Source organism: Xanthobacter pseudotagetidis (assembly GCF_043194795.2).
In the GTDB taxonomy this organism is placed as follows: domain Bacteria; phylum Pseudomonadota; class Alphaproteobacteria; order Rhizobiales; family Xanthobacteraceae; genus Xanthobacter; species Xanthobacter tagetidis_A.
Genome location: NZ_CM195534.1, coordinates 1754607 through 1780661 on the forward strand (window position 1 = coordinate 1754607; position 26055 = coordinate 1780661).

General features: G+C 69.6%; 24 protein-coding genes. 10 read left to right on the top strand and 14 right to left on the bottom strand.

What is annotated here, in order from left to right:
- Window positions 1–92: 92 nt before the first annotated feature.
- Genes holA through leuS form a run of 3 tightly spaced genes read right to left on the bottom strand, consistent with a single transcriptional unit; the run spans window position 93 to window position 4428 of the window.
- Complete coding sequence (gene holA / locus V5F67_RS08115) at window positions 93–1130, bottom strand: DNA polymerase III subunit delta (protein WP_394021317.1); 1038 nt, start codon at window positions 1128–1130, stop codon at window positions 93–95.
- Window positions 1131–1133: 3 nt separating this feature from the next.
- Window positions 1134–1796: an LPS assembly lipoprotein LptE gene (gene lptE / locus V5F67_RS08120; protein WP_394021316.1), complete on the bottom strand. Its 663-nt coding sequence runs from the start codon at window positions 1794–1796 to the stop codon at window positions 1134–1136.
- The gene (gene leuS, locus V5F67_RS08125; RefSeq protein ID WP_394021315.1) at window positions 1783–4428 is read right to left on the bottom strand and encodes a leucine--tRNA ligase; all 2646 of its coding nucleotides are present in this window, start codon (window positions 4426–4428) and stop codon (window positions 1783–1785) included. Before leuS ends, lptE begins: the two co-directional genes overlap by 14 nt.
- A 226-nt stretch (window positions 4429–4654) precedes the next feature.
- On the opposite strand from leuS, the gene V5F67_RS08130 reads away from it, so the two are divergent.
- Window positions 4655–6106: a sodium:proton antiporter gene (locus V5F67_RS08130; protein WP_394021314.1), complete on the top strand. Its 1452-nt coding sequence runs from the start codon at window positions 4655–4657 to the stop codon at window positions 6104–6106.
- Between the two features lie 165 nt (window positions 6107–6271).
- Here V5F67_RS08130 and V5F67_RS08135 read toward each other — a convergent pair whose 3' ends face one another.
- The 5 genes from V5F67_RS08135 to rpsF all read right to left on the bottom strand — a co-directional run bounded on the left by V5F67_RS08135 (window position 6272) and on the right by rpsF (window position 10490).
- Window positions 6272–7537: a cyclopropane fatty acid synthase gene (locus V5F67_RS08135; protein ID WP_394021313.1), complete on the bottom strand. Its 1266-nt coding sequence runs from the start codon at window positions 7535–7537 to the stop codon at window positions 6272–6274.
- A gap of 474 nt (window positions 7538–8011) precedes the next feature.
- Window positions 8012–8593 (bottom strand): 50S ribosomal protein L9, encoded by a 582-nt coding sequence (gene rplI, locus V5F67_RS08140; protein ID WP_394021312.1) that lies wholly within the window; start codon window positions 8591–8593, stop codon window positions 8012–8014.
- A gap of 36 nt (window positions 8594–8629) precedes the next feature.
- Window positions 8630–9586: a DUF2232 domain-containing protein gene (locus V5F67_RS08145; protein ID WP_394021311.1), complete on the bottom strand. Its 957-nt coding sequence runs from the start codon at window positions 9584–9586 to the stop codon at window positions 8630–8632.
- Between the two features lie 194 nt (window positions 9587–9780).
- Window positions 9781–10041: a 30S ribosomal protein S18 gene (gene rpsR, locus V5F67_RS08150; protein ID WP_394021310.1), complete on the bottom strand. Its 261-nt coding sequence runs from the start codon at window positions 10039–10041 to the stop codon at window positions 9781–9783.
- A complete protein-coding gene (gene rpsF / locus V5F67_RS08155; RefSeq protein ID WP_394021309.1) occupies window positions 10041–10490 on the bottom strand; it encodes a 30S ribosomal protein S6 in 450 nt (149 codons plus the stop codon). Before rpsF ends, rpsR begins: the two co-directional genes overlap by 1 nt.
- A gap of 358 nt (window positions 10491–10848) precedes the next feature.
- Here rpsF and V5F67_RS08160 point away from each other — a divergent pair, with 358 nt between their 5' ends.
- Entirely contained in the window at window positions 10849–11724 is an 876-nt protein-coding gene (locus V5F67_RS08160) for a bifunctional helix-turn-helix transcriptional regulator/GNAT family N-acetyltransferase (RefSeq protein WP_394021308.1), read from the top strand.
- 76 nt (window positions 11725–11800) lie between these two features.
- On the opposite strand, the gene soxX is transcribed toward V5F67_RS08160, so the two are convergent.
- Both soxX and soxA read right to left on the bottom strand, forming a co-directional pair.
- Window positions 11801–12421, bottom strand: a complete 621-nt coding sequence (gene soxX / locus V5F67_RS08165; RefSeq protein ID WP_394021307.1) for a sulfur oxidation c-type cytochrome SoxX — start codon at window positions 12419–12421, stop codon at window positions 11801–11803.
- A gap of 15 nt (window positions 12422–12436) precedes the next feature.
- Window positions 12437–13267: a sulfur oxidation c-type cytochrome SoxA gene (gene soxA, locus V5F67_RS08170; RefSeq protein WP_394021306.1), complete on the bottom strand. Its 831-nt coding sequence runs from the start codon at window positions 13265–13267 to the stop codon at window positions 12437–12439.
- A gap of 251 nt (window positions 13268–13518) precedes the next feature.
- On the opposite strand from soxA, the gene soxY reads away from it, so the two are divergent.
- The 8 genes from soxY to V5F67_RS08210 all read left to right on the top strand — a co-directional run bounded on the left by soxY (window position 13519) and on the right by V5F67_RS08210 (window position 20691).
- Window positions 13519–13980 (top strand): thiosulfate oxidation carrier protein SoxY, encoded by a 462-nt coding sequence (gene soxY / locus V5F67_RS08175; RefSeq protein ID WP_394021305.1) that lies wholly within the window; start codon window positions 13519–13521, stop codon window positions 13978–13980.
- 42 nt (window positions 13981–14022) lie between these two features.
- On the top strand, window positions 14023–14352 hold the full coding sequence (soxZ, locus tag V5F67_RS08180; RefSeq protein WP_394021304.1) for a thiosulfate oxidation carrier complex protein SoxZ: 330 nt from the start codon (window positions 14023–14025) through the stop codon (window positions 14350–14352).
- 176 nt (window positions 14353–14528) lie between these two features.
- A complete protein-coding gene (gene soxB, locus V5F67_RS08185) occupies window positions 14529–16223 on the top strand; it encodes a thiosulfohydrolase SoxB (RefSeq protein ID WP_394021303.1) in 1695 nt (564 codons plus the stop codon).
- A gap of 76 nt (window positions 16224–16299) precedes the next feature.
- Window positions 16300–17613 (top strand): sulfite dehydrogenase, encoded by a 1314-nt coding sequence (soxC, locus tag V5F67_RS08190; protein WP_394021302.1) that lies wholly within the window; start codon window positions 16300–16302, stop codon window positions 17611–17613.
- 22 nt (window positions 17614–17635) lie between these two features.
- Window positions 17636–18394, top strand: coding sequence for a c-type cytochrome (locus V5F67_RS08195; RefSeq protein ID WP_394021301.1), 759 nt, complete (start codon window positions 17636–17638; stop codon window positions 18392–18394).
- Window positions 18391–18753: a c-type cytochrome gene (locus V5F67_RS08200; protein WP_394021300.1), complete on the top strand. Its 363-nt coding sequence runs from the start codon at window positions 18391–18393 to the stop codon at window positions 18751–18753. The genes V5F67_RS08195 and V5F67_RS08200 overlap by 4 nt, the downstream gene beginning before the upstream one ends.
- A gap of 111 nt (window positions 18754–18864) precedes the next feature.
- Window positions 18865–19371 (top strand): DsrE family protein, encoded by a 507-nt coding sequence (locus V5F67_RS08205; protein ID WP_394021299.1) that lies wholly within the window; start codon window positions 18865–18867, stop codon window positions 19369–19371.
- Window positions 19372–19419: 48 nt separating this feature from the next.
- Window positions 19420–20691: an FCSD flavin-binding domain-containing protein gene (locus V5F67_RS08210; RefSeq protein ID WP_394021298.1), complete on the top strand. Its 1272-nt coding sequence runs from the start codon at window positions 19420–19422 to the stop codon at window positions 20689–20691.
- An 82-nt stretch (window positions 20692–20773) separates the two neighbouring features.
- Here V5F67_RS08210 and V5F67_RS08215 read toward each other — a convergent pair whose 3' ends face one another.
- The 4 genes from V5F67_RS08215 to V5F67_RS08230 all read right to left on the bottom strand — a co-directional run bounded on the left by V5F67_RS08215 (window position 20774) and on the right by V5F67_RS08230 (window position 26026).
- Window positions 20774–21442, bottom strand: coding sequence for a redoxin domain-containing protein (locus V5F67_RS08215; RefSeq protein ID WP_394021297.1), 669 nt, complete (start codon window positions 21440–21442; stop codon window positions 20774–20776).
- Between the two features lie 18 nt (window positions 21443–21460).
- On the bottom strand, window positions 21461–23632 hold the full coding sequence (locus V5F67_RS08220) for a protein-disulfide reductase DsbD family protein (protein ID WP_394021296.1): 2172 nt from the start codon (window positions 23630–23632) through the stop codon (window positions 21461–21463).
- Window positions 23633–23884: 252 nt separating this feature from the next.
- The gene (locus tag V5F67_RS08225) at window positions 23885–24802 is read right to left on the bottom strand and encodes an IclR family transcriptional regulator (RefSeq protein WP_394021295.1); all 918 of its coding nucleotides are present in this window, start codon (window positions 24800–24802) and stop codon (window positions 23885–23887) included.
- A gap of 42 nt (window positions 24803–24844) precedes the next feature.
- Window positions 24845–26026, bottom strand: coding sequence for an acyl-CoA dehydrogenase family protein (locus V5F67_RS08230; RefSeq protein ID WP_394021294.1), 1182 nt, complete (start codon window positions 26024–26026; stop codon window positions 24845–24847).
- Window positions 26027–26055: the final 29 nt, after the last annotated feature.

The following is a 26055-nucleotide window of genomic DNA, read 5'->3' on the forward strand; positions in this document are numbered from 1 at the left end:
CCGGCGGGAGGGGGGAGAGATTGGGGACGGCGCCGCGACGGCCTGCCGGGGCGGCGGGCCACTTCCGGCTGCCCGCCCGAGCCGACGACGCGTCAGCGCCCCCGCCTCTTCCCCGCCGCTGCCTGCTGCGCCACCTGGAGCACGGTGCGCTCGCAGATGGCCTGGGCGAGGGGGGCGCTGCGGCGGGCGGCGAGGATGGCCTCGTCCACCGCCAGCATGGCCTTCAGCACGCGGCCGGCCGGCAGCGCCCGGAGCGCCGCGGTCAGCTTGGGCTTGCGCGAGAAGTGCACCTGCGGCCGGGCGCCGTCGATCACCCGGTCGACGGACGCGCCCGCCTCCACCTGGAGCGCCATCTGGTGCAGGGACGCGAGGGCGCGCAGCAGCGCCCCCAGCACCGCGTCCGGCCGGGTGGCGGCGCCGAACGCCTTGCCGAGCGCTATGACCGCATCCGCCGTCTCGCCGGCAAGCGCCGCGTCCACCACGTCGTCGAGCGCCAAGGCGGAGGCGTCGCCGACGATGGCGCGCACGTCGTCCGCGCGCACCCGCTTTCCGCCTTGCGCATAGAGGGCGAGCTTGGCGATCTCCCCGCGCGAGGCGAGGCGGTCGCCGCCGATCAGCGAGACCAGCAGCTCGCGCGCGTCCGGATCGATGGCGAGGCCGGCCTCGCCGAGCATGGTGTCCACCAGGCGGGCGAGGTCGCGCTCGGTGTCGGCGTAGCAGGCGATGGCGAGGGCGTGGGGCGAGTTCTCGCAGGCCGCGCGCAGCGGCGCGCCGCGCTTGAGGTCGCCGGCCTCCACCACAACCAGCGCGCCGGACGGCTCCGCGAGCACCGGGGCCAGCGCCGGCACGATGTTGCGTGAGCCGGCGCGCACCCAGACCACCCGCTCGCCGCCGAACAGGCCGATGGTGCGCGTCTCGTCCACGAGGCGGCGCGGGTCGGACGCCAGCTCGTCGCCGTCGAGGCGCACCAGGGCGAAGGGGTCGGAAGCGTCGGGGATGGCGCGTCGCACCAGGGCGCTCGCGCGCTCGCGCACGAGGCCCATGTCCGGCCCGAAGATGAGCACCACCTGCTTTGAGGGGTCGCGCCGGGCGAGCGCGGCGTCCGCGTCACCCGGCCGCACGGCCACCATGGGCTAGCTGCCCTGGGCCTTGGACTGCTCGAACGTGGGGTCGTTCTTCTTGCGGATGAAATAGGCGGCGATCTGCGCCTTGATCTGGTCGGCGACGATGCGGGCGGCGCGGTTCTCGGCGTCGCGGGCTGCGGCGTAGTTGGCGTAGCGCTGGTCGCTCACGTCGATGGTGCCGGAGCCGGAGGCGGAGCCCTCGATCACCGGCTTCTTCTTCTCGTCGCCGGACCGCACCAGCTTCCAGTTGCCGGTGACGCGGACGATCTGGTTCTCCGGCAGGCCGGAGCCCGAGTTCACGATCGCCGAGGCGACCGACGACTGCACCGAGATGATCATCTGGTAGGGCACGTGCTTGGGATTGCCCTCCCCGCCGGTGAGGGCGAAGATCAGGTCGTTGCGCAGCTCGTTGCCGATCCGGCCCTGGATCTGGACGATCTCCACCTCGCGCATGCTCTCCATGAGCGAGGGGCCGGCGGTGGTGTTGCTTTCCGCATAGAGCGGCTGGAAGCAGCCGGCGAGGGCGCCGGACAGCAGTCCCACCACGGCGAGCCGCGCGAGCAGCCCCGTGCGTCCGCTACCGCCGAAAGCGGCGCGGCCGGCATCATCCTTCGCTGACGCGGCCACCATGGACGAGCGGCCGGCGCGGTGTTCGGTATCAGGCGACCACATTCACGATCCTCTGCGGCACCACAATGATACGCTTTGGCGCGCGCCCGTCGAGTGCCTTGCGCACGCTTTCGAGTTGCAGCACCGCCTCTTCCACCTCGGCGGTGGTGGCCTCGCGCGGCACGACGATGTCGTCGCGCTTCTTGCCGTTGATCTGGATCGGCAGGGTGACGGTATCCCGGCGCAGCAGCGCCGCGTCCACGCGCGGCCACCCGGCCTCGGCCACCAGCCCCTCATGGCCGAGCGCGGCCCAGCATTCCTCGGCGAGGTGCGGCGTCATGGGGGCGATCACCAGCACCGCGATCTCCGCCGCCTCGCGCAGCGCGTAGGCGAGGTCCGCCGGCACCTCCTTCAGGGCGCGCGCGGCCGCGACCGCCGAGGCGAAGGCGTTGGTGAACTCGTAGACGTGCGCCACCGCCACGTTGAAGCGCAGGCGCTCCACGTCGTCGGCCACCTGCGCGGCGAGGCCGTGGGCGGCGCGGCGCAGAGCGAGCGCCGGCTCACCGAACGAATCGGGCCGGTTGACCGCCTTGGGCGCGCCGAGCTCGATCGCCTCGTTCACCAGGCGCCAGATGCGCTGGACGAAGCGCCAGGCGCCCTCGATGCCGCCCTGCGTCCATTCGCTGTCGCGCTCGGGCGGGGTGTCGGAGAGCATGAACCAGCGGGCGCAGTCGACGCCGTACGTGTCGGCCACCGCCTCGGGGGCGACCACGTTGCGCTTCGACTTCGACATCTTCTCGGGCGGGGCGACCGCGACCGGGGTGCCGTCGTCGATCTTCACCGCCTTGCCGTTGCCGAGGACCTTCACCTCCTCGGGGAACAGCCACTTGCCGTCCTGGTCCTTGTAGGTCTCGTGGACGATCATGCCCTGGGTGAAGAGGCCGGCGAACGGCTCCTCCAGGTCGATCCGTCCGCAGGCCTTCAGCGCCCGGGTGAAGAAGCGCGAATAGAGCAGGTGCAGGATCGCGTGCTCGATGCCGCCGATATACTGGTCCACCGGCAGCCAGTGCGCGACCGCCTGCTTGTCCAGCGGCCGCTGGGCGTTGTCCGAGGCATAGCGCAGGAAGTACCAGGACGAATCCACGAACGTGTCCATGGTGTCGGTCTCGCGCCGGGCCGGCTTGCCGCACTTGGGGCAGGCGACCTCGCGCCAGGCCTTCGCCCGGTCGAGCGGGTTGCCGGGGCGGTCGAAGGTCACGTCCTCCGGCAGCAGCACCGGCAGCTCGTCGCGCGGCACGCCCACCGGCCCGCAGCTCTCGCAGTGGATCACCGGGATCGGGCAGCCCCAGTAGCGCTGGCGCGAGATGCCCCAGTCTCTGAGGCGGAAGTTCACCTTGCGCGTGCCCTGGGGCGCGTCGCCGACGCGGAAGCGCTCCAGGCGCCGGGCCACCGCCTCCTTGGCGTCGGGGACGCTCATGCCGTCCAGGAAGCCGGAATTGATGAGCGTGCCGTCGCCGTCATAGGCCTCGTCGCCCACGGCGAACGCGCCGGCATCGGCGCCGGGCGGCAGCACCACGGGCACGACCGGCAGATCGTACTTGCGGGCGAAGTCCAGGTCGCGCTGGTCGTGCGCCGGGCAGCCGAAGATGGCGCCGGTGCCGTAGTCCATCAGCACGAAATTGGCGACATAGACCGGCACGGCGCGCTTGTCGTCCAGCGGGTGCACCACCTTCAGGCCGGTGTCGAATCCCATCTTCTCCTGGGTCTCGATCTCCTCGGCCGAGGTGCCCCCCTTCTTGCACTCTGCCACGAAGTCGGCGAGCGCCTTGGTCTTCGCCGCCAGGGCCTGGGTGAGCGGATGGTCCGGGGAGAGGGCCAGGAAGGCCGCGCCGAAGAGGGTGTCCGGGCGGGTGGTGTAGACCTTCACGGCCTTCTCGCCGGCGGGCGCCGCATCCTTCGCGAACTCGAACAGCACCTCCATGCCCTCGGAGCGGCCGATCCAGTTGCGCTGCATGAGGCGCACCTTGTCGGGCCAGCGGTCGAGGGTGTCGATGGCGTCGAGCAGCTCCTGGGCGAAGTGGGTGATGCGGAAGAACCACTGGGACAGCTTGCGCCGCTCCACCACCGCGCCGGAGCGCCAGCCGCGCCCGTCGATCACCTGCTCGTTGGCGAGCACGGTGTTGTCCACCGGGTCCCAATTGACCTCGCTCTCCTTGCGATAGGCGAGGCCGTGATCCAGGAAGTCCAGGAAGATGCGCTGCTGCTCCACATAATAGGAGGCGTCGCAGGTGGCGATCTCGCGGTCCCAGTCCAGCGAGAGGCCGAGCAGCTGGAGCTGCTCGCGCATGGTGGCGATGTTCTCGTACGTCCACTCCTTGGGGTGGACGCCGCGCTCGATGGCGGCGTTCTCCGCCGGCAGGCCGAAGGCGTCCCAGCCCATGGGGTGCAGCACGTTGAAGCCGGCCATGCGCTTGTAGCGCGCCAGCACGTCGCCCATGACGTAGTTGCGCCCGTGGCCGATATGGATTCGCCCCGACGGATAGGGGAACATCTCCAACACGTAGAATTTCGGGCGCGGATCGTCGTTGCGCGTGCGGAAGACGCCGCGCTCCTTCCAGATCTTCTGCCAGCGCGGCTCTATCTCGCGGGCGTTGTAGCGGTCGCTTGCCCGCTCCTGTGTGGGTTCTTGGCTCATCGTCTTGTGCTGGGATCGAAACGCGGCGGCACTTGGGCAGAAACCGGCGCCGGGGTCAATGGCGCGGTGCCGTTTCGTGGGTCCCGTCCGGGCCATCCTGCGGGTGCCGGGGACGCTGGGGAAGATTGGCCACCGCCCTGGCGTCCATTTGAGGGTAGCCGCCCTTGCCTCACGCCGCCCTATCGTCCATCACAGGGCGGCACTCAAAAGACACAGAGGTGGGGAAATGACAGCGGTGCGGCGGTGTGTCAGGTCTTCTCTCGGGCTTGCCGGCGCGGCTGTCCTTCTCTTCAGTGGCGCTTCGGGCGTCCTCGCCGCCGATGGCGCGCCGGTGCTGGATGGCGCCTCGCTCTCGCCGCTGTGGGCGCTGCCGTTCGTGGGCATGCTGCTGTCGATCGCCCTGTTTCCGCTTCTCGCCGGCCATTTCTGGCACCACCACTACGGCAAGGTGGCGCTGTTCTGGGGCCTCGCCTTCGCGCTGCCGTTCGCGCTGACCTACGGCCCCTCGGCGACGGCGCATGAGGTGGTGCACACGGCGCTGCTGGAATACATCCCGTTCATCATCCTGCTGTTCGCGCTCTTCACCGTCTCGGGTGGCATCCTGGTCACCGGCAACCTGCACGGCAGCCCGGTGACCAACACGGCGCTGCTGGCCATCGGCACCATCCTGGCGAGCGTGATCGGCACCACCGGCGCCTCCATGGTGCTCATCCGCCCCCTGCTGCGCGCCAATGACGAGCGGCGCTACAACGTGCACACGGTGGTGTTCTTCATCTTCCTGGTGTCGAACATCGGCGGCTCGCTCACCCCGCTCGGCGATCCGCCGCTGTTCCTCGGCTTCCTGAAGGGCGTGAACTTCTTCTGGACCACCACCCACCTGTTCCACGACACGGTGGTGATGGCGGTGCTGCTGCTCGGCGCCTTCTTCGCGCTCGATACCTATTACTACCGCAAGGAAGGCGGCATGAAGCTGCGCCGCGACCCGACCCCTGATACCGAGGGCCTGGGCCTGCGCGGGGCGCAGAATCTGCCGCTGCTCGGCGGCGTCATCGGCGCCATCCTGCTCTCGGCGCTGTGGAAGCCCGGCATCACGTTCAACATCTACGGCACCCACGTGGAACTGCAGTGGATGGTGCGCGACGTGCTGCTGGTGGTGATCGCCCTGGTCTCCCTCGCCATCACTCCGAAGCTGGTGCGCGAGCGCAACGGCTTCGACTGGGAGCCGATCCGCGAGGTGGCGAAGCTGTTCGCCGCCATCTTCCTCACCATCATCCCGGTGATCGCGATCCTGAAGGCGGGCGAGCGCGGCGTGTTCTCGCCGCTGGTGCAGCTGGTGACGGGCCCGGACGGCCAGCCCGTGAACGTGTGGTACTTCTGGCTGACCGGCACGCTCTCGGCCTTCCTCGACAACGCGCCCACCTATCTCGTGTTCTTCAATCTCGCCGGCGGCGACCCGCACCAGCTCATGGGGCCCTTGGCGGTGACGCTGGAGGCGATCTCGGCCGGCGCGGTGTTCATGGGCGCCATGACCTATATCGGCAACGCGCCGAACTTCATGGTGCTGTCCATCGCCAAGCATCGGGGCGTGAAGATGCCGAGCTTCTTCGGCTACATGGTCTGGTCGGTGGGCTTCCTGGTGCCGGGCTTCATCCTGCTGACGTTCCTCTATTTCCTGTAGGGGGTGGTCTCCCGAGCACCGTCATGCCCCGGCTTGTCCGGGGCATCCACCCTGCCATCCCGCACGATGCCCGGCAGGCTGGCGCCACGGCCGGACGTGAATCTCCCCGCCGGGGGGATGACGAGCCGAGAAAGCGGGCGACCACGGCGATGGCCGATCGCGTGCCTATTCCCCCGCGAGCCGCAGCGGCGGGCAGGCCTCCGCCTCGCGCCGGCGCAGGGCTGCCTCCGCCTCGGCGATGTAGCCGCGGGTGAGCGGCACCGTCTCCTGCCGTCGGGCGAGCTGGATCTGGAACACGTTGAGGCCCTGGTGGCGGAACGCCATCTCGCTGGCGGCGAGATAGAATTCCCACATGCGGCAGAAGCGCTCGTCGGTGAGGCGCACAGCCTCCTCCCACCGCGCGCGGAAGCGCTCGCGCCAAGCCTTCAGCGTCTCCGCGTAGTGCAGGCGCAGGAGCTCGATGTCGGTGACGACGAGCCCCGCACGCTCCACATAGGGCAGGACCTCCGACAGTGCCGGGATGTAGCCACCCGGGAAGATGTACTTGGCGATGAAGGGGTTGGTCACTCCGGGCGGGTCGGAGCGGCCAATGGCGTGCAGCAGCATCACCCCGTCCGGCTTCAGCAGCGCCTTCGCCTTGTGGAAGAAGGTGGCGAAGTGATCCACCCCCACATGCTCGAACATGCCCACGGAGACGACGCGATCGAAGGTCTCCGGGATGTCCCTGTAGTCCTGCATGCGGAACTCGACCCGGTCCGCGAGCCCGCGCTCGCGCGCCCGGTTGCGCGCCATCTCCAACTGCTCCCTGGAGAGGGTGACGCCGGTGACGCGGGCGCCCGTCATCTCCGCGAGATAGAGGCCGAGCCCGCCCCAGCCCGAGCCGATGTCGAGCACGCGGAGGCCGGGCCGGTCCATCACCAGCTTCGCCGCGATATGGCGCTTCTTGGCGAGCTGGGCGTCATCGAGCCGCTGCTCCGGCGTCTCGAAATAGGCGCAGGAATACTGCCGGTCGGCATCGAGGAAGAGCGAGTAGAGCCGTCCGTCGATGTCGTAGTGATGCGCGACGTTGCGCTGTGAGCGGCCGCGCGGATTGAACTGGGCGATCCGCCGCAAGGCGACTCGCAGGCGGTAGAGGAGCCGTGAGGGGAGCGTGGGGTTCACCGCTTCGGGCTGCGACATCAGCAGGTCGAGAAGGTCGGCGAGCGAGCCTTCCTCCACCACCAGCGTGCCGTCCATGTAGGCTTCGCCCAGGCGCAACTCCGGATCGAGCAGGATCCCGCGCTCGGCAGCCGGCGAGGTGAAGCGAACCGCCACCTGCGGTGGGCCGGCTGCCGCCTCGCCCACCACATAGCGCCGGCCCGAAGCCGACGTGACCTTAAGCGCGCCGCGCTGAACCACGCGGGCCAGAACATTCTGCAGCAACCGTTCCATCGGCCGCCTCCCACAGTGCGTCCTGCGGACGCGTGCTCCGTCTCCTTCCCTCGCCCGGCGCCGGATCCACCCGCAGGCAGCCCTTAGCAACAACGCACCCCCGACCGCCTTGGTTCACATCGGGTCCCGCCTCGGCTTCCCACGGCACGACGCCGTCCGAGGCCTTGGCGGTGTCCGGCCTCCGGGTTCGGCCGCAACGGGTGTGATGAAACCATCAACTTTCCCCGCCGGCAATATGCCGCACCCCGGGATCGCCGAATTTTCGATCAGTCGCGAAGGCTGCTGAAAAGCTGTGCGGCATCCCCATGAGTGGTGTTTCCCGTTTCTGCATCCTCTGCAGCGTCGACCCGCCATAGTGGCGGTGGGCGACGCTCCGGGAGGGGAAACGACAGCGGCGCCGCCGGCCGGAGGCCGGGGCGCCGCGTTTTCAGGTGTCGCGCCGGCCACTGCCGGCGCACACGAAGGCGGATGGCGTCAGCCCTCCACCTCCTCCTCGGCCGCCACCTCGGCGGCGACCTCGGCCCGCTCGATGGCGAGCTCGGCCTCGATCTCGGCGTCCTCGTCGCGGGCCGTGCGCACGTCCTCACCGCGGGCCTGGCGCTCGGCCTCCTCCGGATTGCGGGCGACGTTCACCTGCACGGTGACCTCCACCTCGGGGTGGAGCGTGACGGGCACGGTGTGCACGCCCAGGGTCTTGATGGGGTGGTTCAGCACCACCTGCGCGCGATCCACGTGGAAGCCGGCGGCGGTCAGGCCGTCGGCGATGTCGCGGGTGGAGACCGAGCCGTAGAGCTGGCCGCTCTCGCCGGCCTGGCGGATCATCACTACGCTCTGGCCGCCGAGCTTTTCCGCCACGGTCTCGGCATCCTTGCGGCGCTCCAGGTTGCGGGCCTCCAGCTCCACCTTCATGGCCTGGAAGCGGTCCTTGTTCGCCTTGGTGGCGCGCAGGGCCTTGCCGTTGGGCAGCAGGAAGTTGCGGGCGTAGCCATCGCGCACCTTCACCACTTCGCCCATCTGGCCGAGCTTGGCGACGCGCTCGAGAAGAATGACGTCCATTTTCGTGTCTCCTTGAATTTTCGATAGGTCTGGTTTTCAGCGATCGTTGGCGGCCGGCGGTCCCTTCGCCGTCGCAAGCCGCGCGCGCAGGTCGAGCATGGCGTCCACGAAGCCGAGGACCGCCATGGCGAGGAGAGGCCAGCCGAGCATCAGGCTCGTCATCCACACGCCGCTCAGCACCAGGATGCGCGCGCTGTGGCCGCGGGTGAGGGCATGGACCAGCGCGAAGCCGGCCAGCGCGTAGGCGAGGATCAGCGTCGCCGCCGCCACCGAGGCGGCGAGGCCCAGCATATCCGGCGCCAGCGTAAGGGCGAGCGCGCCCGCGAGCGCGACCGGGGTTCCGCGCGGCAGGCGGAAGGCGGCAAGATCGGGCCAGGGGCGCGTGAGGCGCTGGGAGACCAGCGCCGCCTTGCCCGCCAAATAGAGGCAGGCGAGCTGGGAGATCATGCTCAGCACGCCGGCCATGGGCGGCAGCAGGCGCGCGAGCAGCGCCCCCATGGTCGCCGTGTCGGTGCCGCTTGCCAGGGTCGACTGCCCGCCCTGGCCGACGAGCGCCTCGAAGGCGGAGACGACGGAGGCCTCGTAGGCCTCGAAGCTCCACGCCATGGAGAACAGCGCCACCAGCACCGCCAGGGTGGCGAGGCCCGCCGCCATGGCGATAAGCCCGCCCACCGGGAACCAGAGCACGCCGTCGCGCGCGGCCGGTTCCTCGCGGGCGAGGAGGGCGGCATAGGACAAAGCGAAGGCCGGGCCGCCCATGCCCATGACATAGGCAAGCAGAAGCGCGCGTCCGAACACGAAGCCGAGGCTGCCGGCGGCGACGATGGCGGCGCCGAGCGCGGCCCAGGGCGAGAAGGCGATGCCGGCGATCATCACCGGCAGGGGCGCGAGATAGAACAGCGGCACGGCCAGGAGCGATCCCGCCGCGACGCCTGCGGCGAGAAGGGCGGACGCGGCGCCCGCAACGATGGCGATGACGATCAGCGGACCCATTGGACGAGCTGTCCCGCTTGAGGCGGTTAGAGGCGGCGGAAGGCCACCCCAACTGAAGCCGGAGGGCTCATTCCCTGCGGCCTGTCTCGATCTCAAAATGACGCCCCCGGGGAAGGCCCGGAGGCGTGGGGTCCCTTGGGGACCATGTTCGCACGGTGATCCTCAGCGGATCACGCGTTCCCTGTTCGTGATCCTCAGCGGATCACGAAGGGCAGCAGGCCCAGGAAGCGGGCGCGCTTGACGGCGGCGGCGAGCTCACGCTGCTTCTTGGCGGACACCGCCGTGATGCGCGAGGGCACGATCTTGCCGCGCTCGGAGATGTAGCGCTGCAGGAGCCGCACGTCCTTGTAGTCGATCTTCGGCGCGTTCGGGCCGGAGAAGGGGCAGGTCTTGCGACGGCGGAAGAAGGGACGGCGCTGCCCGCCGCCGGCACCGCCGGACGATGCGAAAGCCATCAGTTCTCCTCCTCGGCCTGGGTCTCTTCACCACCGCGCGGACGGCGCGGGCGATCCTCGCGGCCGCCGAAGCCGCCGCGCTCACCCCGCTCGCCGCGCTCGCCCCGCTCACCGCGGTCGTCGCGGTCGCGCTTCTGGAGCATCGCCGAGGGACCTTCCTCGTGCTCCTCGACGCGCAGGGTCAGGATGCGCAGCACATCTTCGTCGATGCGCTGCTGGCGCTCCAGCTCCTGCACCGCCGCCGCGGGGGCGGTGATGTTCATGAGCGTGAAGTGGGCCTTGCGGTTCTTGTTGATGCGATAGGTAAGGGACTTCACGCCCCAATACTCGGTCTTTCCGACCGAGCCGCCATTCGCCTCGATGACACCCTTGAAGCGGGTGGTCAGTTCCTCGACCTGCTGCGCCGTCACGTCCTGGCGCGCGAGGAACACGTGCTCGTAGAGCGGCATGTGTTCGCTGCCTTTCGTTTCACCTCTCCGTCCCACCGGCGCCAAGCCCTTCTTGCCTTTCGGAAAGGCGCGAAGCTCGGAAGGCGGGGACACGGGACGGCGGGCGATCTGGCCCTCCCCTCCTTTTCCCAAGGCACGCCTCCGGGCAAAGAAAGAGCGTCCGTTCAGCCCCCGGCCGGGTGCGACGGAAGCGGGGCGTATAGCAGGTTTCGCGGCGATGGCAAGGGCGCAGCGGTGGCCGATGCCCCGCGAGGGCAGGAAGCATGCGGGTTTCCGGCGTCGCGGTGGCCCCGGCTCATCCTCGCGCGGCCCAAGCGCCCGATTGACGGCGCCATATCTCTGACTAAAGTCAGTTATTGTGCTGCCAGATCCCATCGCCCGCATCCGTCGCTTCAACCGCGTGGTCACCGCCGAGGTGGGAGCGCTCGACACGTCCTTCCTCGGGCGCGGGCGCCCGCTCGGCGCGGCGCGGGTGCTGAACGCCATCGGCCAGGGCTGTGGCGACGTCGCCCGGATCCGCTCCCGGCTCGGCCTCGATTCGGGCCTCATGAGCCGGCTGCTGCGCGGCCTGGAGGAGGAGGGGCTTGTGGAGACGTCGCCCGATCCGCAGGACGCCCGCCGCCGCGTCGCCCGGCTCACCGGGGCCGGTCGGGAGGAGTTCGCGACCTATGAGGCGCTCTCCAACGAACAGGCCGGGTCTTTCCTTGCCCGGGCGGCACGGTCGGAGGCGCTCCTCGACGCCATGGACCTCGTCGCCTCCACGCTCGGACGCGGGCGCGTCACCGTCGAGGAGGCGGACCCGCGTGGCGCCGACGCGTGCTGGTGTCTCGGCGCGTATTACGCTGAGCTCGGGCGCCGCTTTGCGGCCGGCTTCGACGTGGGGCGCTCCCGCGATCCGGAGGCCGAGGCCATGGTGCGCCCGCGCGGGGTGTTCCTGCTCGCCATGTCGGACGGGCTGCCGGTGGGCTGCGTCGGGCTGAAGGGCTCGGGCGGCCCGATGGCCGAGGTGAAGCGCCTGTGGATCGCGCCGTCCGCGCGGGGGCTGGGACTCGGCCGGCGCCTGATGGACGAAGTGGAGGCGGCGGCGCGCGCGCTCGACATCACCACGCTGCGGCTCGACACCAACGGGGCGCTGGGCGAGGCGCTCGCGCTTTATCGCGGTTCCGGCTGGCGCGAGATCGAGCGCTTCAACGACGACCCCTATCCGGACCACTTCTTCGAGAAGCAGCTGTAGCGCCGGGCGCGGCGCCTTTCCCCCCGCCACGGTATGCGAAGGAAGGACGGGCGCCCCCGGGGCGCCCGTCCCGGCCTCATTTCTCCGGCTTGTTCACCGGCGAGTTGGGGTCGAACAGATAGGCCACCACGTCCTTGATCTGCTTCTCCGTGAGCACCCCGTTATGGCCGAAGCGCGGCATGGAGGAGCAGGCGAACGCGGCCTGGGCGTTGTAGACCTTGGCGTAGGCGCTCTTCACGTCCTCGGCGGCGTACTTGCGGTCGGCGCCGTAATTGGTGAGCGAGGGCCCGAGCGTGCCGTAGCTCACCTCCTTCGGGTCCATCTGGTGGCAGGCATAGCAATTGCCGCCGCTCACCGTGCCGGGCGCGTCGGAGAACTGCCCGCCGCGGCCGTTCTGGGCCACCTTGGCGCCCTCCTTCCAGTCGCCGAGCATCACGCCGTCGGCGGGGAAGACCAGGGTCCTGGTCTCGCGGGCGACGATGGCGTCCGCCTGGGCGGCGGAGGGCTGGTTGCGGGTCTGGGAGCAGACCTGCATGGTCTCGTCCTGGACCAGGCGCGCGGCCCAGCCCTCGGGCAGCTTGGTGAAGCTCTCCTTGACGACCCGGTCCACGGTCGCCTGCGGCGCGGGCGGGATCTGCTGGGCGAATGCGAGGGAGGGAACGACCAGGACCGCGGCGGCGATGAATGCGTGTTTCATGGACTTCCTCCCGCCTCAGCGCTTGATCGAGGGCACGTTGAGCTCGGCCCCGTTGGCTTGCTTGTTCAGGAACAGCGCGAGCGCGGTGACCGCCTCCGAGCCGTAGTCGGGCGCCGGCATGCGCATCTGGCGGTAGCAGTCCCACAGGCGGTGCTGCATGGTGCGCAGGGCGCTCTGCGAGACGCGGTAGGTGGGCCACGAGCTCATGGTCGCCTGGGCGTCCTTGCCGGGCTTGTCGAGCTGCGGCAGGCCTTGCAGGCGGATGCGCTTGCCGGGCTCGGCGTGGCAGGTCTGGCACGAGAAGTCGTTGATCGACGAACGACGGAAGAACAGCGCCTCGCCGATGGCGTAGGCCTCTTTCTCCTTCGGGTCGCCCAGAACGACGTCGATCTTCATGCCGTTGGACTTGTTGGCGATGAAGGCGACGAGGTCCTCCATGTCCGAGCCTCGGCCAGGGCCGGAGAACGGCTTCGCCCGGAGCGGCTTGGTGTCGAGGCCCTGGATCTTCTCCATGCACCACAGCAGGCGCTGCTCCAGGTCCATCACCTGGTCGGCGTCCTTGAAGTAGCGCGGCAGCTGAACGAACGCGCCTTCGAGCTTGCCGGGACCGACGCCGAGGTCGCAGGTCTCCAGCGACAGGTTCTTGGCGCCGCGCTTCTCCGCCCAGAGCGTCTCGCCCCGGTCCACCGCGAGGTAGCCCGGATTGGCCATGGGATCGTTGATCATGGCGCGGTAGCGCTCGATCTCCTTCTCGCTGGCATCCTCCTGGGCGGCCGCGACCAGCGGCGCGCCGAGGACGAAAGCGAGCGCGCACAGAAACTTGAGGGTTGTGGCTTTGCGTCGCATGTTTCCTCCCGAAAGTTGGCGTCTCGCGGCGTCCGGCTCTCTTGGACGGAGTCTCGGCCGTTCCTCGCATCGGCCGGCCGCGCTCCTTGCCGAAGCGGACGCCGAATGGAGCTACTTTACATTCAAAAAAATCGATATCACAATATGTGAAATTGATCGGCGAACCGCCGTTCCAAAAGGCCGCCAGGGCCGCCGATAAAAATCATGGATTGCAGGGCGCCCGTCGCGGCGCGGCACCGAGGAGGAAACGGATGACGTTCAAGGCTTTTGCGCCCACCCGCCGCCAGGCGCTTCACTTGGCGGTCGGCGCGTTCGCGGCCGCGCTCGCCCCCAATCTCGTTGCCGCCAGCGAGGCGCAGGTCGCCGACGAGCTGAAGAAGCTGTTCGGCGGCAAGTCGATGGCCGAGGGCAAGGTGAAGCTGGACCTTCCGGAGATCGCCGAGAACGGCCTCGTCGTGCCACTCAACCTTGAGGTCGAGAGCCCGATGACGGACGCCGACTACGTGAAGGCGGTGCACGTCTTCGCCGACGGCAATCCGCTGCCCCAGGTCGTCACCTATCACTTCACCCCGGCCGCCGGCCGCGCCTCCGCCTCCACCCGCATGCGCCTCGCCCAGACGCAGAACGTGATCGCGGTGGCCGAGATGTCGGACGGCAAGCTGTACAGCGCCAAGGCGCAGGTGAAGGTGACCATCGGCGGCTGCGGCGGCTGACGCGCGGCGACCGGCAACGAAACTCAAGGAAGGAAACGCACCATGGCCATCACCTCCAAGCCCCGCGTGCGCGTGCCCGCCCAGGCCAAGGCCGGCGAGATCATCGAGATCAAGACCCTCATCTCCCACGAGATGGAGAGCGGCCAGCGCAAGGATTCGTCCGGCAAGACCGTGCCGCGCGACATCATCAACAGCTTCGAGGCCGCCTTCAACGGCAAGCCGTTCTTCAAGGCCGACTGGTTCCCGGCGATTTCGGCGAACCCGTTCCAGTCGTTCTTCTTCAAGGCGACCGAGAGCGGCGAGTTCACCTTCACCTGGAAGGACGACGGCGGCTCCGAGCAGAAGGCGACCGCCAAGCTGACCGTCGGCTGAGGCCGGCGCCGACCCGCGACCCAGCCGCAGCCCGCCCAGAAGGGACGGGCGCGTTCCCTGAACACGCCGCGCGGCGTGAAAGGCGACGCATGCGCGGCGCGCGCCAAGGTGGGCACGTCCCGGGCAGGGGCGCGCCCGCCGCTTCCGCAGCAGCCGATCTCGAACGCAGGACCGACATGATCTCCAGGCGCGACTTCCTCATCGCCGGCACGGCGCTCGCGGGCCTCTTCGCCGGCCAGCCTGGCGCTCTTGCCCAGGCGGCGCGCGGGCAGAGCCTCACGCAGGGCGACCTGCTGAAGTTCGGCGCGCCGGGCACGGTGACGCTGCTGCACGTCACCGACATCCACGCCCAGCTGGTGCCGATCTATTTCCGCGAGCCGTCGGTGAATCTGGGCGTCGGCGAGGCGCGCGGCCTGCCGCCCCATCTCACCGACCAGGCGTTCCTCGATTATTTCAAGCTCCCGGCCGGCGGTCGCGACGCCTACGCCATGACGAGCCTGGACTTCCAGAACCTCGCCAGGACCTACGGGCGCATGGGCGGCATGGACCGCATGGCGACCCTCATCAAGGCGATCCGCGCCGAGCGCGGCGACGACAAGGTGCTGCTGCTCGATGGCGGCGACGGCCTGCAGGGCTCCTGGACCTCGCTCAAGACCAAGGGCGACGACATGGTGAAGATGTTCTCCGCCCTGAAGCTCGACGCCATGGTCGGCCACTGGGAGTTCACCTACGGCGCCGACCGGGTCACCGAGATCAAGGAGAAGGCGCCGTTCGCCTTCCTGGCGCAGAACGTGCGCTCGGTGGAATGGCAGGAGCCGGTGTTCGAGGCGCGCAAGACCTTCGAGAAGGGCGGCGCCAAGGTCACGGTCATCGGCCAGGCCTTCCCGCGCACGCCGATCTCCAATCCGCGCTGGATGATCCCGGACTGGGAGTTCGGCATCCGCGAGGAGGAGATGCAGAAGCAGGTGGATGCCGCCCGCGCGGAGGGCGCCGACGTGGTGGCGGTGCTCTCCCACAACGGCTTCGACGTGGACCGCAAGATGGCGTCCCGCGTGAAGGGCATCGACGTCGTCTTCACCGGCCACACCCATGACGCCATGCCGGCGGCGGTGAAGGTGGGCCAGACCCTGCTGGTGGCCACCGGCTCCCACGGCAAGTTCCTCTCGCGCCTCGACCTCGACGTGAAGGACAAGAAGGTCACGGGCTTCCGCTTCCAGCTCATCCCGGTGTTCTCGGACGTGGTCGCGCCCGATCCGGAGATGGCGAAGCTCGTCGCCGACATCCGCGCGCCCTACGCCAAGGATCTCGACCGCGTGCTCGGGCAGGCGGGGAGCCTGCTCTACCGCCGGGGCAACTTCAACGGCACGCTGGACGACATGATCTGCGACGCCATGATGGCCGAGCGCGACGCGGAGATCGCGCTTTCGCCCGGCTTCCGCTGGGGCGCGAGCCTGCTGCCGGGCGACCCGATCACCTTCGATCAGGTCGCCAACGCCACCGCCATCACCTATCCCGCCTGCTACCGCATGACCATGACCGGCAAGCAGCTGAAGGACGTGCTGGAGGATGTGGCGGACAACATCTTCCACCCCGATCCCTATTTCCAGGGCGGCGGCGACATGGTTCGCGTGGGCGGCATGGGCTATTCCATCGACGTCGGCAAGGACATCGGCTCGCGCATCTCCGACATGGTGTTCCTGAAGACCGGCAAGGCGGTGGAGGCGGACAAGCCCTACACCGTCGCCGGCTGGGCGAGCGTGAATCAGAACGTGGAAGGGCCGCCGATCTGGGAGATCGTCGAGCGCTACGTTGCCGCCAAGAAGACCATCGACATCAAGCCCAATTCCTCCGTGAAGGTCAGCGGGGCGTGACGGTGCGGAAGAGCGCTTCGCTTTCCGTCGAACATATGCAAACTTGCGAATGAAAGAATATCTAAGGGAGGACGCCATGTCCCAGATCCAGGAACCCGGGAAGGGGCGAGGCGAGGAGAGTGGGAGCGCATCCCTCAGCCGCCGCCGCTTCCTTTCCGCCGCCGGCATCGGCGCCGGGGCGGCGGCTGTCGCGCCCTTGTCCGCGGTCGCGGCGCGCGCCGGCACGCCCGATCCCAACATCGTGCCTGTCCCCGAATGGACCAGGATGCTCGGCGCGGGGGTCAACAACCACCCCTACGGCGTGCCCTCCAAGTTCGAGAAGGACGTGGTGCGGCGCGAGGTGGAATGGCTCACCGCCAGCCGCGAGAGCTCGGTGAGCTTCACCCCGCTCTATGCGCTCGACGGCGTCATCACGCCCAACGGCCTGTGCTTCGTGCGCCACCACGGCGGCGAGGCGGAGATCGAGCCGGACAAGTACCGCTTCATGATCCACGGCCTCGTGGACAAGCCGCTGGTGTTCACCCTCGACGACATCAAGCGCATGCCGGGCCGGATGAACCGGGCCTACTTCCTGGAGTGCGCCGCCAATTCCGGCATGGAGTGGCGCGGCGCCCAGCTCAACGGCTGCCAGTTCACCCACGGCATGATCCACAACGTGTTCTACACCGGGGTGCCGCTGCGCGCGTTCCTGGACGCGGCGGGGGTGAAGCCGAGCGGCAAATGGGTGCTCGCCGAGGGGGCGGATGCCTCGGTGATGACGCGCTCGATCCCGCTCCACAAGGCGCTCGACGACTGTCTCGTCGCCTTCGCCATGAACGGCGAGGCGCTGCGGCCCGAGCAGGGCTATCCGGTGCGGCTCGTGGTGCCGGGCTGGGAAGGCAACATGTGGGTGAAGTGGCTGCGCCGGATCGAGGTGGGCGACCAGCCCTGGGCGCAGCGCGAGGAGACGTCCAAGTACACCGACCTGCTCGCTGACGGGCGCTCGCGCCGCTACACCTTCATCATGGACGCCAAGTCCGTGGTGACGAGCCCAAGCCCGCAGGCGCCGCTCAGGCACAAGGGGCCGAATGTCCTCTCCGGCATCGCCTGGTCCGGACGCGGCACCATCAAGCGGGTGGACGTCTCGCTCGACGGTGGGCGCAACTGGACCACCGCGCGCATCGAGGGGCCGGCCATGCCGATGGCGATGACGCGCTTCTATCTCGACTTCGACTGGGACGGGCGCGAGCTCATGGTGCAGTCCCGCGCCATGGACGAGACCGGCTACGTGCAGCCCACCAAGGCCGAGCTTCGCAAGGTGCGCGGCGAGAACTCGATCTACCACAACAACGGCATCCAGACCTGGCTGGTGCGCGGCAACGGGGAGACGGAAAATGTGGAAGTCGGCTGAGGCGCTTGTCGTCGCCATCGTCATGGCCGGCGGGCTCGCCCTCGCCGCGCTTCCCTCCCGCGCCGAGCTCGCGCCTGCCGGACAGAAAGGCGAGCCCGCGAAGAAGGGCGAGAAGGCGCAGGCCAAGCCTGAGAAGGGCAAGGCGCAGCAGGCGGTGAACGCGGCGGCCGCTTCCGCTGCCGGCGCCCCCCCGGCCAAGGTCGTCGCGCTCGGCCGGCCGGCGCTTCCCGAGGAGATCGCCGCCTGGGACATCGACGTGCGCCCGGACGGACTGGGCCTGCCCGAGGGCAAGGGCTCGGTGAAGGAGGGCGAGGAAGCCTTCCTCGAGCAGTGCGCGGTGTGCCACGGCGAGTTCGGCGAGGGTGCCGGCCGGTGGCCGGTGCTTGCGGGCGGCGCGGGAACGCTGAAGTCGGAGCGGCCCGAGAAGACCATCGGCTCGTTCTGGCCCGATGCCTCGACCGCCTTCGACTACATCCACCGGGCGATGCCGTTCGGCAACGGTCAGTCGCTCACCGCAGATCAGACCTACGCGATCGTGGCGTATCTTCTCAACCTGAATGATATTGTCAAAGATGATTTCGTGTTGTCGAAGGAAAATTTCACAAAGATTGTTCTTCCGAATCGGCCAAATTTCTTCGATGATGACCGCGAGATGGCGGAGAAGGTCTTCTGGAATCCTAATCCCTGCATGAAAAATTGTACTGGGGAAGTAAAGGTGATCAGCCACGCACGAATCCTGGACGTGACGCCGGACGGCGAGCAGAAGGGCAACCTGGAGTGACCCCGCGACCATCGCGGGCGCTCCTTGCCAGGGCGGTGCGTTCGCGCGCCGCCCTCTCGGCGTTTCTGGCGCCCCTCTTCATCGGCCCCGCGGACGCGAGCGCCTCCGGCGACCGCGAATACGGCGCCTATCTCGCCTCGCAGTGCGTCACCTGCCACCAGGCCTCCGGCGCCACGGTCGCCGGCGTGCCGGCGATCGTCGCCTGGCCGGAGGAGCAGTTCGTCGCGGTGCTCAACTCCTATCGCAAGAAGGAGCGGGACAACGAGGTGATGCGGACCATCGCCGCCACTCTCTCCGAGGAGGAGATGGCCGCGCTCGCGGCCTATTTCGCCAGCCTGAAGCCTGCGGGCGGGCACTGAAAGACCCCGCCCGCCGCTCCGCGCGGCCATAGGTGGGCCTGGCCTGTCGGGGGCGTCCCCGGCGCACCGCAACGAGGCGCCGCAAAGGTGCCCATATGGGAGGAGGAGACGATGTTCAACTTCGGCCGCCGGGCCTTTCTCGGCACCCTCGCGCTTGCCGGGGCGGCGCCCGTCGCCGCCTCCGCCGCGCAGAGCCTCAAGCTCACCGACATCAAGAAGGAGGCGGACAGCGCCTGCCTCTATCACTGCGACTTCGGCGATCCGCCGCGGTTCGTGCAGATGCTCACCAACATCTCCAACCACTATTCGGCCTATGGCGCGGACCCGTTCGCGCTCCAGCTCGCCGTGGTGGCGCACGGGCAGGGCGTGAAGTTCTTCCTGGAGAACCTCGACGGGACCACCTGGAAGGACGAGGTGATGGTGCCGGCCATCTTCGAGAAGGTGGATGGCGTCGCCAAGAACGGGCTCAAGATCTACCTCTGTTCCATCACCTTCGAGCGGCTGAAGCTCGACAAGGAGAAGGTGCGCAAGGTGCCCTACATCGCCTTCGTGCCGTCGGGCGTCGCCACCGTCGGCGCGCTTCAGAACAAGGGCTTCGCCTACATGAAGATCGGCTGACAGGCCGGCATAGGGAGGACTGGGACAATGACAACGATATCTCGGACAATGATATCTCGCAGGCACTTCGTCGCCGGCGCGGGCACGCTCGCCCTCGCCTCGACGCTCGGGGCTCCGGCCGTGCTCGGCCAGGCCAAGCCGCGCCTCGTGGTGGTGGGCGGCGGCCCGGGCGGCGCCACCGTGGCGCGCTACGTCGCCAAGGATTCCGGCGGCGCCGTGGACGTGACGCTGGTGGAGCCGGCGCCGAAGTTCGTCACCTGCTTCCACTCGAACCTCTATCTCGGCGGCTTCCGCTCCTTCGACAGCCTGGAGCACGGCTACGACAAGCTCGCCGCCCAGGGCGTGAAGATGGTGCGCCAGGCCGCCAAGTCCATCGACCGCGACAAGAAGGAGGTGGTGCTGGCGGACGGCTCGCGCCTGTCCTATGACCGCCTCGTGCTCGCGCCCGGCATCGACCTCAAGTACGATTCCGTGCCCGGCTGGTCGAAGGCGGCCGAGGAGGTCATGCCCCACGCCTGGAAGGCTGGGCCGCAGACCAAGCTCCTCAAGGCCAAGCTCGACGCGGTGCCGGATGGCGGCGTCATCGTCATGCTCGCCCCGCCCAACCCCTACCGCTGCCCGCCCGGGCCCTACGAGCGCGTCTCCATGATGGCGCACGTTCTCAAGGCGTCGGGGCGTGGCAAGGCGAAGATCATCGTCATCGACCCCAAGGAGAAGTTCTCCAAGATGGGCCTGTTCCAGGAGGGCTGGGAGCGCCACTATCCGGGCATGGTCGAGTGGCTCGCCCCCAGCATCAATGACGGCGTGAAGTCGGTGGACCCGAAGACCGGCACCGTCGTGACCGGCTTCGAGACCTACAAGAACGCCGCTTTGGTGAACGTCATCCCGGCGCAGATGGCCGGCGCCATCGCCCGCGACGCGGGGCTCGCCAATGCCTCCGGATTCTGCCCCATCGATCCGGAGACCATGGCCTCGCAGATGGACCCGAACATCTTCGTCGTCGGCGACGCCGCCATTCCCGGCGACATGCCGAAGTCGGCCTTCGCCGCCAACAGCCAGGCCAAGGTCGCGGCCATGGCGGCGCGCGCCGCGCTCACCGGCTCGAAGGCCTTCCCGGCGCGCTACGCCAACACCTGCTGGAGCCTCATCGACACCGACGACGCGGTGAAGGTGGGCGGGCGCTACGCCCCCGCCGAGGGCAAGATCAAGGAGGTGGAGGGCTTCGTCTCCAAGACCGGCGAGAGCGCCGAGCTGCGCAAGCAGACGGAGCAGGAGAACATGGGCTGGTATGCCGGCATCACCGCCGACATCTGGGGCTGAGGCGGGCGCCTCGGAATCATCCTGAAACGCGAGACGCCCGCCGGGAGACCGGCGGGCGTCTTCGCGTCAAGGGAGAAACGTCTCAGGTGCCCACATACTTGATGGTGCAGCCGTAGGGCCGGGTGACGGCGGTCTTCACCGGCTCGCCCTTCACCGCCGCCGCCATGGCGTCGCGCAGATAGGGCACCGCCTTCTCGATGTCGTCGGCGCGGGTGGAGGCGATGGAATCGATGCCGCCCATGTAGAGCAGCGTGCCGTCCTTGCCGATGACGTACATGTGCGGCGTCACCTGGGCGCCGTAGGCGCGGCCGATCTTGCCGTCCGGGTCCATCAGCACCGCCGCCGGCATCGCCTTGCGCGAGCCGGTGAGGCCGTTGGCGGTGGGGCCGTCCACCGCGCCCTGCTCGCCGGGGGCGGAGGAGATGATGGTGAGCCACACCACGCCCTCAGCCTTCGCCTCGGACTGCAGCTTCTGCATGTTGCCGGCGCCGTAGTGCTTGCGCACGAACGGGCACTCGTGGTTCGTCCATTCCAGCACCACCACCTTGCCCTTCAGCGCGGCGAGGCTCTGGGTCTTCCCGTTGCTGTCGACCGCGGTGAAGGCGGGCGCCGGCTGGCCGATCTGCGGCGCGGCCAAAGCCGGAGTGGCGGCGAGGAGCGCGGGGCCGGCGGCGAGGCTCGCGGCTCCCGCCATCAGGAAGGCGCGGCGGCCGAAGGTGGCCGGCCGGTCGGAAGAAGAGCGTGTCGTCATGCGTCGTCTCCGTTCGGGTCAGGGGGTGGCGCGCGCGAGCGCGTCGACGAGATAGGCTTCGGTCAGCACGGTGGAGAGCACCGCCGGATCGCCGCCGCCGGCGGGGTAGAGGGCGTAGAAGGGCAGGCCGTCGCGCCCGAAGGCGCGCAGGAATTGCGTGATCTCCGGGTCCTGGTTGGTCCAGTCGCCCTTAAGGTAGGTGACGCCCTTGTCCTTGAAGGCGGCCTTGGCGGCGGCGGTGGAGAGCGTGGTGCGCTCGTTGACGAGGCAGGTGATGCACCAGGCCGCCGTCATGTTCACGAACACCGGCTTGCCCTCGCGCCGGAGTGCGGCGAGCCGGGCGGCGGAGAAGGGCTCGTAGTCCGCCGACGCCTCGGGGGCGGCGGAAGGGGCGGCCACCGCCCGCAGCTGCGGCAGCAGCGCGATCGTCCCCGCCACCGCCGCGAGCGCCAGGGCGCGCGGCACGAGGCCCCGCCCGCGCCCATGCTGGGCGATGCCGTAGATCCAGGCGGCGAGCGCCACCAGCAGCGCGCCGGCGAGCGCCACCATCACCCCGAGCTCGCCCGCCTGCCGCGCCAGCACCCAGGCCAGCCAGGCGGCGGAGGCATACATGGGGAAGGCGAGCGCCTGCTTGAGCCGCACCATCCACGGCCCTGGCCGCGGCAGAAGCCGCGCCAGACGCGGCACGAAGGCGATCAGCGCATAAGGTGCGGCAAGGCCGAGGCCCAGCGCCAGGAACACCGCCAGCGCCACCGGCCAGGAGGCGGCGAGCGCCGCCCCGAGCGCCGCGCCCATGAACGGAGCGGTGCAGGGCGTCGCCACCACCACCGCCAGGAGGCCGGTGAAGAAGCTGCCCTTGTGGCTCGGCGCATGGGCGAGGCGATGGCCCACGCCCGTGACCGAGGTGCCGATCTCGTAGACGCCCGAAAGATTGAGGCCGATGGCGAGCATCAGCCACGCCATGAGGGCGACGAAGACCGGCGACTGGAACTGGAAGCCCCAGCCCACCGCCCCTCCCGCCGCGCGCACGGCGAGCAGCGTGCCGGCGAGCGCGAGGAAGGCCGCGAGCACGCCGATCGTGTAGAACACGCCGGAGAGCCGCACCTCCCGCGCCTCGCGCCCCGCAAGGCGCGCAAGCGCCGTGGCCTTGATGGCGAGCACCGGGAACACGCAAGGCATGAGGTTGAGGATCAGCCCGCCGAGGAAGGCGAACAGGATTGCCTGGCCGAGCGGCAGGCGCTCCGCCGCCGCGCCGGCCGGGTCGGCGGAGGCCGCCGCAGCCCCGGCCGATGTCGGCGCAGGCGAGGGGGCGATCTCGATCCAGCGCGTGGCGCCGGCCGGATCGCTGACGGCGAGAAGCCCGCCATTGGCCGCCGCCGGATCGAACGACAGGGCTTTCTCGGCGACGAGGGTGAGCCGGCCGGGCGCCACCTCCAGCGCCTGCGGGGCGGCATGGGTGATCACGCCCCAGTCCTGCGGGTAGAAGAAGGCGCGCGCGATCCGGTCCGGCGCGATGCCGTCGCCCTCGACGGTGAGCACCACGTTCCCGCCCTCGGCGCCGAGCCGCGCCCGCCAGTCGAGAGGGACCGGGCGGCGGGCGTCCGTCGCGGCGAAGGCCGAGGCGATGTCGGGCGCGGGTGGTGCCGCCTGCGCCGCCACCGGCAGAGCGAGGGTGAAGCGTCCCTCCTCGGGAATGCATTCCTTCTCGCACACCAGCCATCTCGCCTCGGCCGACACGGTGAAGGTCTCGCCCGGCTTGAGGGCGGCGGGCACCGTCACGGCGATGGGAAAGACCACCTCGCGCGCATAGCCGAAGCTCGTCGCCGGGCCGACGGCGAAGCGGTCGGGGCCGGGCCAAACGATCTCCCCGGCGCGCGCGCCCTCGGGCAGCGCGAGGGCGATCTCCGGCGGCGTGCCGGCATCGCCGGGATTCTTCCAATAGGTGTGCCAGCCGGGCGCGAGCTTCTGGCGCAGGCCAATTCGCAGCTCCTGGCCAGGCACGGCGCCGGCGGCATCGGCGATCAGCGTGACGCTGGCGCGGGGGCTGGTGACGGCGACGCTCTCCTGCGCGCCCGCCGGCGCGGCGATGAACGCCTGGGCCGCCGCGAGGGCGAGGGCGAGCCACGCGCCGCCGCGCGCACGTCCGCGCCAGCCGCCTTCATGCTTGTGTCGTCTCCTGTCGCGCCGCATGCCGCCTCCTCGGAGATGCCGTCCGCAGACGGCTCGAATGCGCGTTCGCCGATGCCGGGCGACCATACGTAAAGCCGGCCCCGGCCGCAGCGCACAATCGCGGCGGCTGATGGGTGCGAGGTGCGGCGGCGGGTGTGGAGGCGGCGGTGTTTTCTTTTGCCGATCAAGGGTTCGGCGCGCGGCCCGCCATCCGGCGCCCGGGATGCACAATGGCGTGAGTGCAAGGAGGTTCGCCGTCGCGGCCGTCGCCGGTCAGCTCCGGGCGGTCTTGCGCGCGCCCGTGGCGCGGGGCTTCTTCGCCGCCTCGGCGACCAGGGTGAGGGCGGGTGCCTTCGCGGGCTTCCCGGCCGGCGCTTTGGCGGCAGGCTTGCGCGGCATCGGCGCGGGCGCCTCGTGCTCGTCATCCGCCGCCAATGCGTCCTCGGCCGCCACGGGCGCCACCTTCGAGGTGCCCATCATGGCGGAGATGGAAGCTCCGGCGGTGATCATGATCTGCTTGAACTCGTCGAGGCGCGGGTCCATGCGCACGCTCGGCCCGGTGACGGACAGCGAGTAGTGGACCTCGTCCTTGATGTCGAAGATCGGCACCGAGATGGCGGTCACGCCGGGAATGCGCTGGCCCGTGGTGCAGGAATAGCCGAGGCGCCGGATCTCGGCGAGCGCCGCCTTCAGGTCCTTGACGTCCACCTTCTCCTTGGCCTGGGCGTAGGCGATGATGGCGTCGATCTCGGTCTCGCCGGCATAGGCGAGCAGCAGGCGGGCGGTCGCCCCGTGGAGCAGGCTCACATGCTCGCCCGGCCGCACGATGGTCATCAGCGGCGAGGGGGTATCCACCACGTCGACGCAGATGCGCTCGACGCCCGAGCGGATGTTCAGCGTCACTGTCTCGCCCGTGAGGCGGCAGACTTCGGCCATGGTGGGCCGTGCGGCCTCACGGATGCCGAGCGTGCTCTTCACCAAGCCGGCAAGGCGCAGGATCTTGAGCGAGAGGCAGTAGCGCTGGTTTTCGAGCCGCACCAGGAAGCCGCCGCGCACCAGCGTGTTCACGAGCCGGAACGTGGTGGCCTTGGGCATGCCGATGCGCTCGCCGATCTCCTGCAAGGAGAGGCTCTGATGCTGGGCGTCGAACGCATCGAAGATGGCCAGCGCCCGTCCTACCGCTCGGATCATGTGGTTCCCCTGCCGTCCTGTCCCGCCGTCCCGCCCCGCCGCCTACTCCGCAGCCACCTGCCGCGCCTCCGGCCTCAGTGCGTTGAGCCCGGTCAGCTCGCGCCCGACGATGAGGGTGAGGATCTCGTTGGTCCCGTCGGGGATCGGCAGCATGCGCACGTCGCGGTAGAGGCGCTCCAGCCCCGTCTCCTCCGCGACACCCATGGCACCGTGCACCTGCATGGCCAGAGAAATCGCTTCTGCGCAAGCCGTCGTGGCGTACCTTTTCGCCATGGCGGAGGCGCCGTCGGCCTGCGCGCCGTCGTCAATGAGTGCCAACGCACGATAGCAAAGGAGGCGGCTCGTTGTCACAGCGGTTGCAATGTCGGCGAGCCGCCCCTGCACCAGCTGCTTGCGCCCGATGGCCTCGCCGAACTGGCTCCGCACGCCGGCATAGGCCACCGCGAGGTCGAGCGCCTTCTGCGCCATGTGCACGGCGCTCAGCCCGAGCAGCGGGCGGTTGCCCACCCAGGTGCCCTGGAGGATGCGCGCCGCGTCGCCGCCGGCGCCGAGCACGTTGCGCTTCGGCACCCGGCAGCCGGCGAGCGACACCTCGGAGAGGTGGCCCTGCTTGAACCCCAGCACCGGGATCTCGCGCGCCTCGTAGGGGGAGACATCGCGCTCGATCAGCACGCGCCGCATCACGCCGGCGCCGCTGGCCGTGCGCCCATCGATGCAGGTGGCGATCATCAGGTCGCTGATGGTGCCATTGGTGATCCACATCTTGGTGCCGGACACCACGTAGCCGTCGCCGTCCGGCGTGAGGCGGGTGGCGATGCCGCGCGGGTCGGAGCCGGTGTTCGGCTCGGTGGAGCCGGTGCAGCCGATCTTGCGGCCGGCGATCAGCTCCGGCAGCAGGTGCTCGGCATGCTCGGCGCCGCCCTCGGCATGGAGGCGCGCGATGGTGCATTCGTGCGAGATGAGCGAGATGGCGATCGTCGGCGGCAGCTGCTCGAAGCACAGCCCGTAGTCCAGCATGGCCATCTCGCCGCCGCCGGCGGCGGCCGGCAGGCGCGGCGCGGTGAGGCCCATGCGGGCGAGCGCGGCGAAAATCTCCAGCATCACCGCCTTGGACAGCGGCTTGTCCGGGTGGTTGGCGGCGAGCCTGGGCTCGATCTCGGCGCGCACCATGCGGCGCACCTGGTCCTGGAGCAGCTCCTGCTCCTCGCTTAGCTTGAAGTCCATGGTCCGATGATCCTTGAACGCTTCATCCC

What these genes read in the sequence shown, in the direction of transcription:
- holA (WP_394021317.1), bottom strand. Translation starts at nt 1,130, where the DNA reads ATGGTGGCCGTGCGGCCGGGTGACGCGGACGCCGCGCTCGCCCGGCGC.
- lptE (WP_394021316.1), bottom strand. Translation starts at nt 1,796, where the DNA reads ATGTGGTCGCCTGATACCGAACACCGCGCCGGCCGCTCGTCCATGGTG.
- leuS (WP_394021315.1), bottom strand. Translation starts at nt 4,428, where the DNA reads ATGAGCCAAGAACCCACACAGGAGCGGGCAAGCGACCGCTACAACGCC.
- V5F67_RS08130 (WP_394021314.1), top strand. Translation starts at nt 4,655, where the DNA reads ATGACAGCGGTGCGGCGGTGTGTCAGGTCTTCTCTCGGGCTTGCCGGC.
- V5F67_RS08135 (WP_394021313.1), bottom strand. Translation starts at nt 7,537, where the DNA reads ATGGAACGGTTGCTGCAGAATGTTCTGGCCCGCGTGGTTCAGCGCGGC.
- rplI (WP_394021312.1), bottom strand. Translation starts at nt 8,593, where the DNA reads ATGGACGTCATTCTTCTCGAGCGCGTCGCCAAGCTCGGCCAGATGGGC.
- V5F67_RS08145 (WP_394021311.1), bottom strand. Translation starts at nt 9,586, where the DNA reads ATGGGTCCGCTGATCGTCATCGCCATCGTTGCGGGCGCCGCGTCCGCC.
- rpsR (WP_394021310.1), bottom strand. Translation starts at nt 10,041, where the DNA reads ATGGCTTTCGCATCGTCCGGCGGTGCCGGCGGCGGGCAGCGCCGTCCC.
- rpsF (WP_394021309.1), bottom strand. Translation starts at nt 10,490, where the DNA reads ATGCCGCTCTACGAGCACGTGTTCCTCGCGCGCCAGGACGTGACGGCG.
- soxX (WP_394021307.1), bottom strand. Translation starts at nt 12,421, where the DNA reads ATGAAACACGCATTCATCGCCGCCGCGGTCCTGGTCGTTCCCTCCCTC.
- soxA (WP_394021306.1), bottom strand. Translation starts at nt 13,267, where the DNA reads ATGCGACGCAAAGCCACAACCCTCAAGTTTCTGTGCGCGCTCGCTTTC.
- soxY (WP_394021305.1), top strand. Translation starts at nt 13,519, where the DNA reads ATGACGTTCAAGGCTTTTGCGCCCACCCGCCGCCAGGCGCTTCACTTG.
- soxZ (WP_394021304.1), top strand. Translation starts at nt 14,023, where the DNA reads ATGGCCATCACCTCCAAGCCCCGCGTGCGCGTGCCCGCCCAGGCCAAG.
- soxB (WP_394021303.1), top strand. Translation starts at nt 14,529, where the DNA reads ATGATCTCCAGGCGCGACTTCCTCATCGCCGGCACGGCGCTCGCGGGC.
- soxC (WP_394021302.1), top strand. Translation starts at nt 16,300, where the DNA reads ATGTCCCAGATCCAGGAACCCGGGAAGGGGCGAGGCGAGGAGAGTGGG.
- V5F67_RS08195 (WP_394021301.1), top strand. Translation starts at nt 17,636, where the DNA reads ATGGCCGGCGGGCTCGCCCTCGCCGCGCTTCCCTCCCGCGCCGAGCTC.
- V5F67_RS08205 (WP_394021299.1), top strand. Translation starts at nt 18,865, where the DNA reads ATGTTCAACTTCGGCCGCCGGGCCTTTCTCGGCACCCTCGCGCTTGCC.
- V5F67_RS08210 (WP_394021298.1), top strand. Translation starts at nt 19,420, where the DNA reads ATGATATCTCGCAGGCACTTCGTCGCCGGCGCGGGCACGCTCGCCCTC.
- V5F67_RS08215 (WP_394021297.1), bottom strand. Translation starts at nt 21,442, where the DNA reads ATGACGACACGCTCTTCTTCCGACCGGCCGGCCACCTTCGGCCGCCGC.
- V5F67_RS08220 (WP_394021296.1), bottom strand. Translation starts at nt 23,632, where the DNA reads ATGCGGCGCGACAGGAGACGACACAAGCATGAAGGCGGCTGGCGCGGA.
- V5F67_RS08225 (WP_394021295.1), bottom strand. Translation starts at nt 24,802, where the DNA reads ATGATCCGAGCGGTAGGACGGGCGCTGGCCATCTTCGATGCGTTCGAC.
- V5F67_RS08230 (WP_394021294.1), bottom strand. Translation starts at nt 26,026, where the DNA reads ATGGACTTCAAGCTAAGCGAGGAGCAGGAGCTGCTCCAGGACCAGGTG.